Source organism: Candidatus Nanopelagicales bacterium (genome assembly GCA_037045355.1).
GTDB lineage: Bacteria > Actinomycetota > Actinomycetes > S36-B12.
Genome location: JBAOHO010000014.1, coordinates 59,987 through 74,331 on the forward strand (window position 1 = coordinate 59,987; position 14,345 = coordinate 74,331).

At 66.4% G+C, this 14,345-nt stretch carries 16 protein-coding genes; 12 read left to right on the forward strand and 4 right to left on the reverse strand.

The window, feature by feature from the left end; genetic code table 11:
- Positions 1-4 precede the first annotated feature (4 nt).
- From V9E98_08605 to V9E98_08620, 4 genes are all read left to right on the forward strand, one after another.
- Complete coding sequence (locus V9E98_08605) at positions 5-910, forward strand: NAD(P)-dependent oxidoreductase (GenBank protein MEI2717041.1); 906 nt, start codon at positions 5-7, stop codon at positions 908-910.
- 164 nt (positions 911-1,074) lie between these two features.
- Positions 1,075-2,661: a phosphoglycerate dehydrogenase gene (gene serA / locus V9E98_08610; GenBank protein ID MEI2717042.1), complete on the forward strand. Its 1,587-nt coding sequence runs from the start codon at positions 1,075-1,077 to the stop codon at positions 2,659-2,661.
- Between the two features lie 2 nt (positions 2,662-2,663).
- A complete protein-coding gene (locus V9E98_08615) occupies positions 2,664-3,773 on the forward strand; it encodes a hypothetical protein (GenBank protein MEI2717043.1) in 1,110 nt (369 codons plus the stop codon).
- A 39-nt stretch (positions 3,774-3,812) separates the two neighbouring features.
- Positions 3,813-4,823, forward strand: coding sequence for a Gfo/Idh/MocA family oxidoreductase (locus tag V9E98_08620; protein MEI2717044.1), 1,011 nt, complete (start codon positions 3,813-3,815; stop codon positions 4,821-4,823).
- A gap of 43 nt (positions 4,824-4,866) precedes the next feature.
- Here V9E98_08620 and V9E98_08625 read toward each other — a convergent pair whose 3' ends face one another.
- Positions 4,867-5,106 (reverse strand): NIL domain-containing protein, encoded by a 240-nt coding sequence (locus V9E98_08625; GenBank protein ID MEI2717045.1) that lies wholly within the window; start codon positions 5,104-5,106, stop codon positions 4,867-4,869.
- 116 nt (positions 5,107-5,222) lie between these two features.
- Between V9E98_08625 and V9E98_08630 the strand changes: the two genes are divergently transcribed.
- The 3 genes from V9E98_08630 to V9E98_08640 all read left to right on the forward strand — a co-directional run bounded on the left by V9E98_08630 (position 5,223) and on the right by V9E98_08640 (position 6,756).
- Positions 5,223-5,519 (forward strand): helix-turn-helix transcriptional regulator, encoded by a 297-nt coding sequence (locus V9E98_08630; protein MEI2717046.1) that lies wholly within the window; start codon positions 5,223-5,225, stop codon positions 5,517-5,519.
- 116 nt (positions 5,520-5,635) lie between these two features.
- Positions 5,636-6,586: a chloride channel protein gene (locus V9E98_08635; protein MEI2717047.1), complete on the forward strand. Its 951-nt coding sequence runs from the start codon at positions 5,636-5,638 to the stop codon at positions 6,584-6,586.
- Positions 6,583-6,756, forward strand: a complete 174-nt coding sequence (locus V9E98_08640; protein ID MEI2717048.1) for a hypothetical protein — start codon at positions 6,583-6,585, stop codon at positions 6,754-6,756. Before V9E98_08635 ends, V9E98_08640 begins: the two co-directional genes overlap by 4 nt.
- Here the strand turns inward: V9E98_08640 and leuA are convergent.
- Positions 6,737-8,464, reverse strand: a complete 1,728-nt coding sequence (gene leuA, locus V9E98_08645; protein ID MEI2717049.1) for a 2-isopropylmalate synthase — start codon at positions 8,462-8,464, stop codon at positions 6,737-6,739. The two genes, V9E98_08640 and leuA, sit on opposite strands and share 20 nt — an antisense overlap.
- Before the next feature lie 269 nt (positions 8,465-8,733).
- Between leuA and V9E98_08650 the strand changes: the two genes are divergently transcribed.
- The 4 genes from V9E98_08650 to V9E98_08665 all read left to right on the forward strand — a co-directional run bounded on the left by V9E98_08650 (position 8,734) and on the right by V9E98_08665 (position 11,980).
- Positions 8,734-9,942, forward strand: coding sequence for an Ada metal-binding domain-containing protein (locus tag V9E98_08650; GenBank protein ID MEI2717050.1), 1,209 nt, complete (start codon positions 8,734-8,736; stop codon positions 9,940-9,942).
- 212 nt (positions 9,943-10,154) lie between these two features.
- Positions 10,155-10,346 carry a hypothetical protein gene (locus V9E98_08655; GenBank protein MEI2717051.1) on the forward strand — a complete coding sequence of 64 codons (192 nt, stop codon included), beginning with the start codon at positions 10,155-10,157 and terminating at the stop codon, positions 10,344-10,346.
- A gap of 31 nt (positions 10,347-10,377) precedes the next feature.
- On the forward strand, positions 10,378-10,866 hold the full coding sequence (locus V9E98_08660; protein ID MEI2717052.1) for a methylated-DNA--[protein]-cysteine S-methyltransferase: 489 nt from the start codon (positions 10,378-10,380) through the stop codon (positions 10,864-10,866).
- Positions 10,867-10,939: 73 nt separating this feature from the next.
- Positions 10,940-11,980, forward strand: a complete 1,041-nt coding sequence (locus V9E98_08665; GenBank protein ID MEI2717053.1) for a 3-isopropylmalate dehydrogenase — start codon at positions 10,940-10,942, stop codon at positions 11,978-11,980.
- A gap of 18 nt (positions 11,981-11,998) precedes the next feature.
- Here V9E98_08665 and V9E98_08670 read toward each other — a convergent pair whose 3' ends face one another.
- Both V9E98_08670 and V9E98_08675 read right to left on the reverse strand, forming a co-directional pair.
- Complete coding sequence (locus V9E98_08670) at positions 11,999-12,454, reverse strand: SRPBCC family protein (protein MEI2717054.1); 456 nt, start codon at positions 12,452-12,454, stop codon at positions 11,999-12,001.
- A 12-nt stretch (positions 12,455-12,466) separates the two neighbouring features.
- Positions 12,467-12,982, reverse strand: coding sequence for a hypothetical protein (locus V9E98_08675; protein MEI2717055.1), 516 nt, complete (start codon positions 12,980-12,982; stop codon positions 12,467-12,469).
- A 144-nt stretch (positions 12,983-13,126) separates the two neighbouring features.
- Between V9E98_08675 and V9E98_08680 the strand changes: the two genes are divergently transcribed.
- On the forward strand, positions 13,127-14,233 hold the full coding sequence (locus V9E98_08680) for a branched-chain amino acid aminotransferase (GenBank protein ID MEI2717056.1): 1,107 nt from the start codon (positions 13,127-13,129) through the stop codon (positions 14,231-14,233).
- The last annotated feature ends 112 nt before the right edge of the window (positions 14,234-14,345 follow it).

The window sequence follows — 14,345 nt, forward strand, 5'->3', positions numbered from 1 at the left end:
CGCCGTGAGGATCTGCATCGTCGAGCCCATAGGGATTCTTGGCAGTGAGGTGCAGGCCATGCTGCCCGACCACGAGGTCGTCGAGTTCGATTCGCGTGGGATGTCCGATGCGGATCTGATCGAGCGTTGCCGTGGGTGCCGGGTCATGGCCCTGACCTCCCGGCCGCTGTCCGCGTCAGTGATCGACAGCCTGCCGGACCTGGGATTGATCGCTGTCGCTTTCGCCGGTGTGGATTCCGTGGACACCGCCGCGGCCGAAAGTCGCAATGTCCTGGTCCGGAATGCGCAGGGCTACGCGAACACGGCTGTCGCGGAGTTGGCCCTGGGCTTCATGATCACGCTCGCGCGGCACGTCGTGACTTTGAATCGCTCCATTCGTGATGGGGGTGTCGCGCAGGTCGGAAATGAACTGCGGGGCAAGACCATCACTGTGATCGGCACCGGAGGAATCGGGCGGGAGGTCATGCGACTGTCCGAGGCCTTCGGCATGAAGACGGTTCCGTTCGACCGGGATTCGCGGATCACCTTGCTGGACGCCATCAGTGGGGCGGACTTCGTGTCCTTACACGTCCCGCTCACTCCGACAACCCGGGGACTGTTCGGCACCGATCAGTTCACCGCCATGAAGACGACGGCGTACCTGGTCAACCTGGCCAGAGGGCCGATCGTGGACGCTGAGGCCCTCGATACTGCCCTGGGCTCGGGTTCGATCGCAGGTGCAGCGCTCGATGTGTTCGACAGGGATCCGCCCCTGCCCAGGGACTACCCGCTACTTCGGCACGACAACGTGATCGCCACTCCACATATCGGCTTCGACACCGTTGAAGCCGTGCGGAAGAAGGGGGAACTGACCGCGGAGCACATTGCCGAGTACGTCCGAGCACAGCACCTTGCGAACGGCTCCGCGTGACTGCAGTGGGTACTTGGTGATGCTCCGGATTCGGTCAAGATGCACTGTCTGGACCCGGCCAGGCCCAGGCTGCCCTCCGCTCGTGAATCGCTTCACAAGCCCCGCGTAGACTGGAGGCGATCCGGTCCCTGGACCGGATCACGTGTGCCGACGATAGGAATGCCGTGACCAAGCCCGTAGTGCTCATAGCCGAGGAACTGTCCCCAGCGACCGTCGAGGCGCTCGGCCCCGACTTCGAGATCCGGCATTGTGACGGCTCGGACCGCGAACAACTGCTGCCCGCCATAGCCGATGTGGACGCGATCCTCATTCGTTCGGCGACCAAGGTCAACGCGGAGGCTCTGGCCGCGGCCAAGAATCTGAAAGTGGTCGCCCGTGCCGGTGTCGGACTCGACAACGTCGACGTCAAGGCGGCGACGGAGGCGGGTGTCATGGTGGTCAACGCCCCGACATCCAACATCCTCAGTGCTGCGGAACTGGCGGTCGCGCTGCTTCTGTCATCCGCCCGCAACGTCGTTCCTGCCAACGAGGCTTTGCGCCGTGGCGAGTGGAAACGCTCCAAGTACAGCGGAATCGAGTTGGCCGACAAGGTCGTCGGGGTCGTAGGACTCGGGCGGATCGGAGTACTCGTCGCGCAGCGGCTGAGCGCGTTCGGCGTGCAGTTGATCGCCTACGACCCTTACGTACAACCAGCCCGCGCGGCGCAGCTCGGGGTGCGTATGGTCGACCTCGACGAGTTGCTCGCCAGCTCGGATTTCATCACGGTGCACCTCCCCAAGACCCCGGAGACACTGGGCCTGATCGGAGCCGAAGCGCTGCACAAGGTCAAGCCCGAGGTCCGCATCATCAACGCAGCCCGCGGCGGCATCGTCGATGAGGATGCGCTCTATCAGGCACTGGTCGATGGTCGCGTCGCCGGTGCGGGACTGGACGTCTACGCCAGCGAACCGTGCACAGACTCGCCACTGTTCGGGCTGGACAACGTGGTCGCCACGCCCCACCTGGGGGCCAGCACCGATGAAGCGCAGGAGAAGGCGGGAATCTCCGTGGCGCGTTCGGTGCGCTTGGCACTGAGCGGCGAGCTGGTGCCCGACGCGGTCAACGTCCAAGGCGGTGTCCTCGCCGAGCCGGTGCGTCCCTTGCTCCCTCTGGCGGAGAAACTGGGGGCCATCGCCTGCAAACTCTCCGCATCGGCGATCGAACGGATCGACGTCGATGTTCTCGGGGAGGCGGCGGCCGAAGACGTCCGCGTCCTCGAACTGTCTGCGCTCAAAGGTGTCTTCGGCCAACTGGTCGACGACCCGGTGTCCTACGTCAACGCCCCCCTCATGGCCAAGGCCCGGGGAGTCGAGGTGCACCTGTCCACGACACCTGACAGCCCGGACCACCGTTCGGTCGTCACCGTTCGCACCACGCAGGTCGACGGCGGCCAGGTGCGCGTCGCCGGCACTGTCGTGGGTCCCAAAGACGAGGCCCGGCTGGTTCAAGTCGACGGCTTCGACGTCGAAGTCGCCATCACGGACCACATGGCTTTCCTCGGCTACGTCGACCGCCCCGGAGTGGTGGGCAAACTGGGCCAAATCCTGGGAGACGCCGGCATCAACATCGCGGGCATGCAGGTCGGTCGCACCGACGCGGGGGGCCCGGCACTGACCGTCCTCACAGTGGATTCCGCGGTCCCGAGCAGCACAATGGAAACCATCGTCACCGAGATCGGCGCGGGCTTCGGCAGGGCCGTCGACCTGGCCTGACCGTGGCCGCGCCGCTGAAGGACTCCTTCGGCACCCCGGCGGTCGAGCAGTTGGCGGGCTGGCTGGCAGCGGTGACCCCGGAGTTCGACGCCGCGGAGTTCACGACTCGGGCAACTGCCGAGTTCGCGGACCTGGAGTTGTCCGAAAGGTCCCGCGCCGTCGCACGGACTCTGACGGATTTCCTGCCGACGGATCCCGCCGTTGCCATCCCGCTGATCACCAGTGCGCTGCCGCCAGAGTCAGAGGCGCAGCGATGGCAGGGCATGACCGGATTCGTCCTGTGGCCGCTCGGCATGTACGTCGCTGAGCACGGGTTGGACACCTTCGAGGAGTCGATGACGGCGCAGTACGAGATCACGAAGCGGTTCACCGCGGAGTTCAGCATCAGGCCATTCCTTGAGCATCGCTACGAACCCACCATGGCCCGTCTGACCCAGTGGACCGCTGATCCCAGCGAACACGTGCGCCGACTGGTGTCGGAGGGAACTCGGCCTCGGCTGCCCTGGGCCCCCCGGCTGCGGCGATTCGTGCTCGATCCCACGCCGCTCCTCCCGCTGCTCAGCGCCCTGCGAGACGATCCGTCCGACTACGTACGCCGTTCCGTCGCCAACAACCTCAATGACATCTCCAAGGATCATCCGGATGTGACGCTGGCGGTGACGGCGCGATGGCTGAGGGAGGTTCCGAGCCGTCGTCCGCTGGTTCGCCATGCGCTGCGTACCCTCGTCAAGTGCGGCGACGCGAAGGCCCTGTCGATCCTCGGCTTCGACCGGCGGTCGCCGGCCCGCATCGAGCACGTGTCCATCTCTGCGCATCAGGCGCGGATCGGGGAGAGGGTCGCGGTGCAGGTGGTGGTCGCGAACGACAGCGACCGGCCGGCGCCGGCGCTGGTGGACATCGAGATCGGGTTCGTCAGGCCCGCGGGCCGCATCAGTGCCAAGGTGTTCAAAGGCGGTGAGTTGTCCGTGTCATCCGGTGGGACGGCTGCGGTGAAACGCAGTTTCTCGCTGGCGCAGTTGTCGACCCGTTCCGTCTACCCCGGCCGTCATACGGTCGCTATCCTTCTCAACGGATCTCGGATTCCGGCGGGCTCTTTCGAACTCATCGATTGACCCGTTGCCCTGGAACCGCAGATCCGACACTGTGGACGGGTGAGGGACATTCGGTATGCGGTGGTCGGATTCGGTCTGGCCGGGTCGGTCTTCCACGCACCACTCATCGCCACGACACCCGGTTGCCGCTTGGCGGCCGTGGTCGCCAGATCCGAGTCGAGTCGGACCGCCGCCGCCACGCAGTATCCGTCTGTCGAGGTCGTGCCTGACACCGACTCTCTGCGAAACCTTGATATCGACGTCGCGGTCGTGGCAACGCCGAACGCCACTCACTCGACAATCGCGGGTGCCCTGATCGAAGCCGGGATCGCAACCGTGGTGGACAAGCCCCTGGCCACCGACGTCGCTTCGGCGTTGTGCCTGATCGAGTCGGCGGAGAGGTTCGGAGTGGTTCTGACGTGCTACCAGAACCGGCGCTGGGATGGTGACTTCGCGACCGTCCGTGAACTGGCGAAATCCGGTCGCCTGGGTCGCGTGCACCGGTTGGAGTCGCGCTTCGAACGGTGGCGACCCGCCGTGAAGTCAGGCTGGAAGGAACAACCGGCACCGGGCTCCGGTGTGTTGTGGGATCTCGGCCCGCACGTCATAGATCAGGCCATGGTGCTGCTCGGTCCGGTCACCGAGACCCGAGGATGGGTACGCACGGTCCGGTCCGGCGCGCAGGTCCCCGATGATGCATTCGTCGAACTGCGCCACGAATCGGGTGCGGTGTCCCAACTGTGGGTCAGCCTGGTGACCGCTGCGCCGGGCCCTCGGTTCCGAGTGCTCGGGGACCGCGCCGCCTACGTCAAGGACGGGCTGGATCCGCAGGAGGACGACCTCCGCAGGGGCGCGCGACCTGGCGGCGGGCCGTGGGGTGTCGAGGCGACGGCGATGGCGGGTTCGCTGATGACCGGTGACGAAACCGTGCCGATCGCCACCGTGCCCGGGGACTACCCCGACTTCTACCGTCGGATGACTGCCTGCCTACGAGGCGAAGGCCCAGTGCCAGTCGATCCCCGCGACAGTCTGGCCGCTCTGGAGGTCATCGAACAGATCAGCGGTTACTGAAGGCCGTTGCGCTGCTCAAGCGGTCGCCAGTCCGGCCAGACGGTCAACCGGCGACGATGTCGCCCTCGGCGTTGTCAATGGTGATGCCCTGCTGCTGCAGGTAGACCTTGGCCGCCTGAATGCGCTCCGGATCGCCCTCGAGTTCCAGGACCAGCCAACCGAAGTGATTCTCGATGGCCGCTCGACGAATGTTGGGTACGACGTCGTAGTCCTTGACCAGGTGATAGATCACCGGCTGGGTGACGCGTTCCTCGGGAAAGGTCAGCCGCAGATGTTCCGACACATCGCCTCCTGGGGTCTGTCCGCCGCGCCTCGGTCTCAGCGGTCAGCCTATCCGGTCGCCGACGCGAGAGTGCATCACGCGAACACAGGCCGGGTGACGGTGGCAGAATCCGGCGCGTGGCCGCCCGCAGGTATCTTCCGCCCGCGACCTTCGTCGCGCCGACGGGGACATGGCCGGAGGGCCCCTTCGGCGTCGACACCCCGACCTACGCACTGGTGTCGGCGCGCATCGCGATCAGACTGAAGACCGTGATGACCGAGCAGGGTCTGTCGCTGCGCGCGGTGGCCGGTCCGGCCGCTATGGACCCCACCAGCCTGTCGCGACTCCTGACTGGCAAGGTCGTGCCCGATCTCGGAACGATCGCCGGTTTGGAGAACACGCTCGATACCGACCTGTGGCCCGGGCGCCTATGAACCGCCGCCCGGAGCCCGGGATCGGCGGCGAACGGGACATGGGCCAGCGGGACACCGGACAGCGAGACACCGGACGGCGAAGTATCGGACGGCGAGTACGGCGGAACGTCGGACAGATGGTGATCACTGCCGTGGTCGCCCTCGTCCTGGGTACGGCCTACCTGCAGTTGTTGACCCTCGCTCTGGAGGTCGTCTGGACCACGGTCCCTCAGAGGTTGGGCAACGACGTGCTCGTAGCCGGCTACATGGTGGTCATGCTGACCGGTGGGGCTGTGTTCGTCGGCCTGTTGCGGCACCGAACGGGTGTCTTCGGGCACAGCCCGCTGGACGGTCTGACGGTCAGTGTCGCTTCGCTGAAGGTGGCTCTGACGTCTCTCCTCCTGGTCGTCATCACTCTGCTGTCGGGAGCCGTGCTGGGTCCCGAGGCAGGTCTCTTGGCCCTCGGGACTGCCGTCGGTGTGTTCGTGTCAGAACGTCAGCCGGGTTCGGACACCCACCGGTTGGTCACTATCGGGGCGATCGGCGCGCTGCTGGGGCTGGTCGTGTCACTGGCCTGGCATTCGACGCTGAACCTCGGCGGTGGCTACCAGTTCGAATGGGCGGACTTGCTGGCTGCGGCCGCTGTGGCGCTGCTGGCTGCCGTCTGTGTGGCGATCGTGAGGCTGGGTGCCTACGCGTGGCGGCAGTGGGCTGATCCCGGCGAGACCCATGCGAACCGGGTGGCTTTGTCTGGCTTGCTGATCGCCCTGGTGGCGATCTCGTCGTACCTCGTATGGGACATCGATCTGCATCTGATCCTGGGTTCGGGCGAAGGCCACATCTCGGACTTGTTGGCCCTGACCGATGGCGGAGTGGTCGCTGTGATCGTCCTCACCAAGGGGCTCGGGTACGCGCTCAGTCTGGGGGGTGGGTTACGAGGCGGCCCGATTTTCCCGCCATGTTCCTCGGTGGTGCTGTTGGGGTGCTCGCCTCTCTGGCAGGGTTGCCGGGTGTCCCGGCTGTCCTGGCTGCAGCCGGAATCCTGGCCGCCACCTCAGTCGGGCTCGCCCTGCACTGGATCCCGTTGACCGTGTCGGGCGTCGCGCTGGGACTTCTCCTGGGTGGCTGGGCCCTCGTCCCGGCGGCGGTGCTGGGCGTGGTGATCGGCCGACTCGTCGGCACCGGGCTCGAGCGGGTCCCCGGAGTTGGTCCCGTACCAGATGCGCCCGCAGTCGCGGCTACCGCTCGGCGCGGTTGACGGCTGAGACGATCGCCTTCAGCGACGAAGTCACGATGGACGGGTCGATCCCGACCCCCCAGAGGACTCTGTCTGCGATGGCGCATTCCAGGTACGACGCCGCGTTGGCGTCCCCACCGGCTGACATGGCGTGTTCGTTGTAGTCCAGGACCCGCACATCGACCCCATGAGTCGACAAGGCGCTACAGAAGGCCGCGATGGGCCCGTTGCCGCTACCGGTCAGATGTACCTCGCGACCTTCGTCCAAGAGGACCGCGGACACGCTGGTCTCACCACCCACCGAGGAGTCCTGGCTGACACTGATCAGCGCGAACCGACCCCACGGACTGGCCGGGTCCGGCAGGTACTCGTCGGAGAAGATGCGCCACATCTCGTCTGGCAATACTTCGCCACCCTCGTCATCGGTGTGATGCTGAACGACCTGGCTGAACTCGATCTGCAGTCGCCGGGGCAGGTCGAGTTTGTGCTCGGTCCGCATGATGTAGGCGACCCCGCCCTTGCCCGACTGGCTGTTCACGCGGATCACTGCTTCGTAACTGCGCCCGACGTCCTTGGGGTCGATCGGCAGGTACGGAACCTCCCACCGGAAGTCGTCGACGGGGACGCCGGCGTCGCCCGAGTCCTCGGCCATCGCCTTCAAGCCCTTGTTGATGGCGTCTTGATGCGAGCCACTGAACGCCGTGTAGACCAAGTCGCCGCCGTAGGGGTGGCGCTCGTTGACCGGCAGCTGGTTGCAGTACTCGACGGTCCGGCGGATGTCATCGATGTCGCGGAAGTCGATCTGGGGGTCGATCCCCTGGCTGAACAGGTTCATGCCCAGGGTCACCAGGCACACGTTTCCCGTACGCTCCCCATTGCCGAACAGGCATCCTTCGATACGGTCGGCACCCGCCATGAAGCCCAGTTCCGCGGCGGCGACAGCGGTGCCCCGATCGTTGTGGGGGTGCAGGCTCAGCACGACCGAATTCCGGCGCCCCAGATTGCGGTGCATCCACTCGATGGTGTCCGCGTAGACGTTGGGGGTGGCCATCTCGACAGTCGCCGGCAAGTTCAGGATCACCTTGCGGTCAGGCGTCGGTTCCCAGACGTCGGTGACCCGATCGCACACCTCGAGGGCGAAGTCGAGTTCGGTTCCCGTGTACGACTCAGGCGAGTACTCGAAGAACACCTCGGTGTCGGTGTTCTCCGCGTACTTGGCGCACAACTGGGCGCCGTGGACGGCGATGTCCACGATGCCCGCACGGTCCAGACCGAAGACGACCCGACGCTGCAGAGTCGATGTGGAGTTGTACAGATGGACGATGGCCTGGTCGGCACCTTCGATGGCCTCGTACGTGCGCTCGATCAGGTGTTCCCGGGATTGAGTCAGGACCTGGATGACGACGTCGTCGGGAATGGCGTCTTCTTCGATGAGGCCGCGCACGAAGTCGAAGTCCGTTTGGGAAGCCGAGGGAAAGCCGACCTCGATCTCCTTGTAGCCCATGGCGACGAGCAACTCGAACATGCGGCGTTTGCGATCCGGCGTCATGGGATCGATCAGTGCCTGGTTGCCGTCCCGGAGGTCGACTGCACACCAGCGGGGCGCCTGGGTGATGACGCTGTTCGGCCAGGTGCGGTCCGGCAGCGTGATGGGCTGAAACGGCTGGTAACGGTGGAACGGCATCGCGGACGCTTGCTGGGGATTGCGCTGGTCATGCAGGCTGGTCATGGATTCGGGCCTATCTGAGGTGAGGGAGACCGGCAGGCAGACACTCCGCGGCGAGGGGCCAGTCGGGTCAGGCCTCGCCGCGGCTGCCAAGAAGCAGGCCCGCGAACATCCCTGCCACCGTACCAGCGGGTGTCGACGAGGTCCATTCGCAGGTTTCGGAGTGCCGCGGTGGGCTTGGCTCGGGCTCACGGGCGATCGGCCACGTCGCCTGGCAGCGTCACGTCCTTTTCCCGCTAGGTTTGTGCGCGACCGGTCCGCACACTGGACCCATGCTGATCGACGACGACACCTGCTACCGGGCCCTGCGGGCGCGCGACAGCAGGTTCGACGGTCGCTTCTTCGTCGGTGTCCTCAGCACGGGCATCTACTGCCGCCCGGTATGCCCGGCGCGAACTCCACTTCGCCGCAACGTGCGGTTCTTCGGATCAGCTGCTGCAGCTGTCGCTGCTGGATTGCGTGCGTGTCGGCGCTGCCGTCCGGACTCCCTGCCCGGTTCCCGGGAGTGGGATCATCGGTCGGACCTGGTCGCGCGTGCGCTGCGCCTGCTCGGTTCCGGGGCCGCGGATGAGGGCGGTGTCGAGGCGGTTGCCCGGGCACTCAACGTCACGCAACGACACCTGAATCGTGCGCTGACCGCGGAGGTCGGCACGACGGCAGGGCAACTGGCGCGCACCCGCCGAGCCCAGACAGCCCGACTGCTGCTGGAACACACCACGCTGACGCTGACCGACGTCGCGTTCGCGGCGGGGTTCGGTTCGGTGCGGCAGTTCAACGACGTCATGCGCGCCCAGTTCGGCGTCACCCCGGGCGAGTTGCGCCGGGCAGTGCGCCCGGCCCGCGATCAGGCGACGCCGATCTCCGACCTCACGGTGAGACTGCCTTTTCGAACGCCCTACGCGGTCGCTCAAGTCGTGGGTTGGCTGCAACGACACGCCGTCCCGGGAGTCGATGACATCGACGCGGCAGACCCGGCACACGCGATCGTGCGCACGACAAAGCTGGACGACACCAGAATCTCGGTCCGATTCGGCGCGCGAACCGTGGTCCTCGCACTCGGCTTGCCCGCCGGGGCGAGTCTCCGCGAGATCCCCCGACACATCGCGAGTGTGCGGCGCTGGCTGGATCTGGAGGCGGCCCCGGGCGTGATCGATTCGCATCTGCTCCGCGATCTGACCGTCCGTCCGTGGGTCGAACATCACCCGGGCCTGCGAGTGCTGGGAGCCTTGGATCCGTTCCGTGCGCTTACGTCCACCATCGTCAGTCAACAGGTCAGCGTGGCCGCAGCGGCGACGCACAGTGCGCGCCTGATCGACACTGTGGGTCCGGGCGGGCGTTTCCCGACCCCAGCCGAGCTCGCCGAGGTTGATCCCGAGCGATTGGCGGCCGCCCTGGGAGTGCCGCGAGCGCGGGGCCGGCACTCTTGTGGCCGCCGCCGAGGTCATCGCTACGGAACGCGTCCATCTAGGACCCACGGCTGACCGGGAACACGTCATGGCGGTGCTCGGCAGCATCCCGGGGATCGGCCCGTGGACGCTCGCCGACGTGCGGATGCGAGCGCTCGGTGACCCGGATGTGTGGCCGGACGGCGATCTCGTTCTGCGGCGGGCGCTGGGCCCGGGTGGCCTGTTCGCCGGGGTTCGGCCCATCGACATGTCGCCGTGGCGGTCATATCTCGCCCACCACGTGTGGGTTGCCGCCAAATCAGCTCAACCCGAATCGGCGGACCCAGGCGGTGCTGCGCGCCACCCACGGGGCGCGGGGCCATCGCACCCCACTGGTCGTGCTGGCAACGCCGACGACCGATGGATCGGTACCCAAGGAAGACGCGCCCAAGGAGAACCCGTCCAAGGAGAACCCGTCCAAGGAGAACCCGCCCAAGTAGGACTCACGCGGAACGCGAGGAAGGAGTCGACATGATCATCGACGTACTCGAAGGGGGGCCGGAGCAGTTAGTCGTGGTGGCCGAGCCCGGCACCGAGACGGTGGTGGCCGCAGGGTTCGGGAGCGCCGAGCGCATCGTGAGCACCCTCGCGCCCGACGTCGACCCCGAGGCGGGATCGTTGCCCGGTGTACGGGCGCAGTGGCGCGCTTACCTCAGTGGCGATCTGACTGCCCTGGCGCGGGTCCGGGTACGGCAGAGCGGATCACCCATTCGCGAGCAGGTGTGGGGCGCGTTGCGCCAGATACCCCCGGGGGAACCCATCAGTTACGGCGAGGTCGCGGACATCATCGGCAGGCCGCGCGCCGCGCGAGCGGTGGGATCTGCCTGCGGCGCCAACCACGTGGCGCCTTTCGTCCCGTGCCATCGGGTGGTAGCCGCCGACGGGAGCCTCGGCGGCTACGGCTACGGCCTGCCGATCAAGCAATGGCTGCTGGACCACGAGTCGCAACCGGGTCGCTGAGAACGACCGCAGGCCACAGGGGTCAGGCCTCGCCAACGCGGGGCCGGGTGTCGCTGGGCTCTAGACTGCCGACATGGTTTCGACGTACAGCTTGGCCGTGATCCCCGGCGACGGAATCGGTGGCGAAGTGGTCACCGAAGCTCTGAAGGTTCTCGCAGCGGCCGGCAGCGCTGCCCAGGATTCCTTCACCACGACGCCGTACGACCTTGGGGCTCAGCGTTACCTGGCGACGGGTGAGACGTTGCCCGACTCGGTGCTCGCCGAACTACGTGGGCACGACGCAATCCTGTTGGGCGCGGTCGGAGATCCGTCCGTGCCGCCTGGTGTGCTCGAACGCGGACTCCTGCTGCGGTTGCGCTTCGAGCTCGATCACCACGTGAATCTGCGCCCGGTTCGCTTGTTCCCCGGAGTCACCGGTCCGCTGGCAGGAGCAGGTCCGGACGACATCGACTTCGTAGTGTGCCGAGAGGGCACCGAGGGCCCCTACGCCGGTGCGGGGGGGAACCTTCGCCCAGGGACACCCCATGAGGTCGCGACGGAGGAGAGCCTCAATACCGCCTTCGGGGTCGAGCGGATCGTTCGCGACGCGTTCGCCCGGGCAGAGCGTCGGGACAAGAAGGTCACCCTTGTGCACAAGACCAACGTGCTCGTCCACGCCGGTGCCATGTGGCAACGCGTGTTCGACCTTGTTGCAGTGGAGCATCCCGACGTGTCGACCGACTACCTGCACGTGGATGCGGCGAGCATGTTCTTCCTGACCGACCCGGGTCGGTTCGACGTCGTTGTCACCGACAATCTGTTCGGCGACATCCTGACGGATATCGGAGCGGCCATCGCGGGAGGGATAGGTTTGGCAGCCAGCGGCAACCTGGACCCCAGCCGCACCAATCCCAGCATGTTCGAACCGGTGCACGGTTCCGCACCCGATATCGCCGGCCAAGGCAAAGCCGATCCCACGGCTGCCATCCTCAGTGCTGCCATGCTCCTGGACCACCTGGGTGAATACGGCGCCGCCCAACGGGTGGAGCAGGCCGTCGCTGCCGACCTGGCCGGACGGGGGGGAGCAGATCGATCGACGACGCAGATCGGCGACGCGATCGCTGCCCGGCTGTAGGTGGCTTCCGCTCCCACGTCACCCGACGTCGGGGTCGTCGTCCTCGGCGGCAGCTGCGATCGCGGCCAGGTCGGCGGCCATCATGCGCCTCGTCGCCGGTTCGAACAGGCGACCGATGCTGGCGGCGAAAAGGCGGGCTACCAAGCTGCCGCCCTCGGCGCTGAAGCTCATGGTGATCCGGCAACCGGATTCAGTCTCGGCGACCGATACCACCGACTCGTACTTCATCCCGTGGTTGTGAGCCTGGGTGGTGTATTGCCGCCCGGGGTGGAAATCGGTGACGACCATCTCTTCGCTGGCTTGACGGCCGAACATGGTTCGGGTTTCTCGCCAACGCGTGCCCAACCCGAACTCGTCACCGTCGTCGAGCCGTTCGATGTGATCGACCGCAGCCGCGCCTGCGAATCGATCCAGATCAGTCATCACTGCCCAGACTGATGCCGCGTCGGCTGAGGATTGTTGGTGTACCTGCACTTGGACAACCCGCTACCTGGGCAGCCGCAAAGGGCCTCGCGACAACTCGAACGACCGCGTTCCGTAGCACTGAGATCGCCACAGCCCACCCTCGGGATCGTCGACCGTGTAGTCGGCGGACACTTCCGCGCTGGCCAGCACACGCCCGCTGCGCCGGAACGTCACTCCCACCGTGATCTCCGCATCAGGGATGAGGCTGGAGTCGACCGCCTGGTGCCAACTCAAGGTGCGACTGCCGTTGCGGGGAACACGCTCCTTGCGCAACGGATCACTGCTGGTCGGTCCGTAGGCGACGTCCTGCTGGGTTCCGTCGCTGTGGCGGCAGGTCACCGTGATCGCGAACCGCGGATTGATGATGCGTCGGTCGCGGACTTTCATCAAGAACATGTCGGGGTCGTCGACGTCGACGAAGCCATAGCGACCGTTCGCCACCGGGACCTGCTCCGCACCCGGCGTGGCGTGGGCCGGGAGTGCCACGAACGCAGTGGCGGCGATGAGTCCAGCGGCCAGGGCAGTGGTGCGAGCCATGCTGGCAGGGTAGTACTGGAACTCAGCGGATTCGCGGGTGGTGACTGCGGGTTCAATCGACCGGCGGCACCCGTTTCCGCCCATGACCCGCAATCCGTCACAATGACGAGATCGTGCCCTGCACGAGACCGATGAGGAGACGCCATGACCGCCACCGGGCCGGAACAGTTCCCGCTGCGCGCCAATCCGGCCCCCCTGCCCGCGAACGAGCGGGAGATGATCCTGCAAGACCCCGGGTTCGGGAACGTGTTCACCGATCACATGGCGCAGGTCCGCTGGATCGCCGAACGGGGGTGGCACGACGCTGCGATCGTTCCCTACGGACCGCTCACGTTGGATCCGGCGACCAACAGCCTGCACTACGGTCAGAGCGTCTTCGAAGGCCTCAAGGCCTACCGTCACGCTGACGGCGGCATCTACACCTTCCGCCCCGAGGCGAACGCCGCTCGATTCCAGCGTTCCGCTCGTCGGCTCGCCATGGCTGAACTCCCCGAGGAGCTCTTCTTGCAGTCGATCCGGGAGCTGCTGCGTCAGGACCGTGATTGGGTGCCACACGATCCTGAGAAGTCGTTGTACCTGCGACCTTTCGAGTTTTCGACCGAGGTGGGCCTCGGTGTGCGTCCCGCCGACGAGTACTTGTATCTGTTGATCGCCTCACCCGCGGGGGCTTACTTCAAAGGTGGCCTGCAACCGGTCACGGTGTGGCTGACCGAGCACTACACCCGGGCCGCACCCGGAGGCACGGGCGAAGCCAAGTGCGCCGGCAACTACGCGGCATCGCTGCTCGCGCAAGCTGAGGCCATCGAACACGGCTGTGACCAGGTGGTCTGGCTCGATGCGAACGAGCACCGTTGGATCGAGGAGATGGGTGGGATGAACCTGTACTTCGTGTACGGGGCCGGAGCCGATGCCCGGTTGGTGACCCCGGAGCTCACGGGCAGCCTTCTGCCCGGCATCACCCGGGACTCACTGCTGACGTTGGCCCGCGATCTCGGCCATCCGGCTGATGAGGGTCGGATCAGCGTCGAGGACTGGCGCAAGGGCTGCGAGAGCGGCGAGATCAGCGAGGTCTTCGCGTGTGGGACGGCCGCCGTGATCACCCCAGTGGGACATGTGAAGGCCCGCAGTGGTGAGTGGACCGTCGCCGACGGTGCAGCGGGTCCGATCACTCAGCGCCTGCGCACGGCGCTACTCGAGATTCAGACGGGGCAGGCCCCGGACCGACACGGTTGGTTGACGCAAGTTGCGTGAATGCCCGGCGTTTGCGAGTACGGCGGCCACGGTGTCACCATGGGGTCGTGACCTCGGTCCTCATCATTAGTTAGCGCGCGACGGTACTCCCGCCGCGCGAACCCCCTACGCC

Bases quoted from the DNA above. Each gene is read 5' to 3' on its own strand.
- leuA (MEI2717049.1), bottom strand. From the start codon at position 8,464: ATGACCAGCCTGCATGACCAGCGCAATCCCCAGCAAGCGTCCGCGATG.
- V9E98_08650 (MEI2717050.1), top strand. From the start codon at position 8,734: ATGCTGATCGACGACGACACCTGCTACCGGGCCCTGCGGGCGCGCGAC.
- V9E98_08675 (MEI2717055.1), bottom strand. From the start codon at position 12,982: ATGGCTCGCACCACTGCCCTGGCCGCTGGACTCATCGCCGCCACTGCG.
- V9E98_08635 (MEI2717047.1), top strand. From the start codon at position 5,636: ATGGTGATCACTGCCGTGGTCGCCCTCGTCCTGGGTACGGCCTACCTG.
- V9E98_08660 (MEI2717052.1), top strand. From the start codon at position 10,378: ATGATCATCGACGTACTCGAAGGGGGGCCGGAGCAGTTAGTCGTGGTG.
- V9E98_08665 (MEI2717053.1), top strand. From the start codon at position 10,940: ATGGTTTCGACGTACAGCTTGGCCGTGATCCCCGGCGACGGAATCGGT.
- V9E98_08680 (MEI2717056.1), top strand. From the start codon at position 13,127: ATGACCGCCACCGGGCCGGAACAGTTCCCGCTGCGCGCCAATCCGGCC.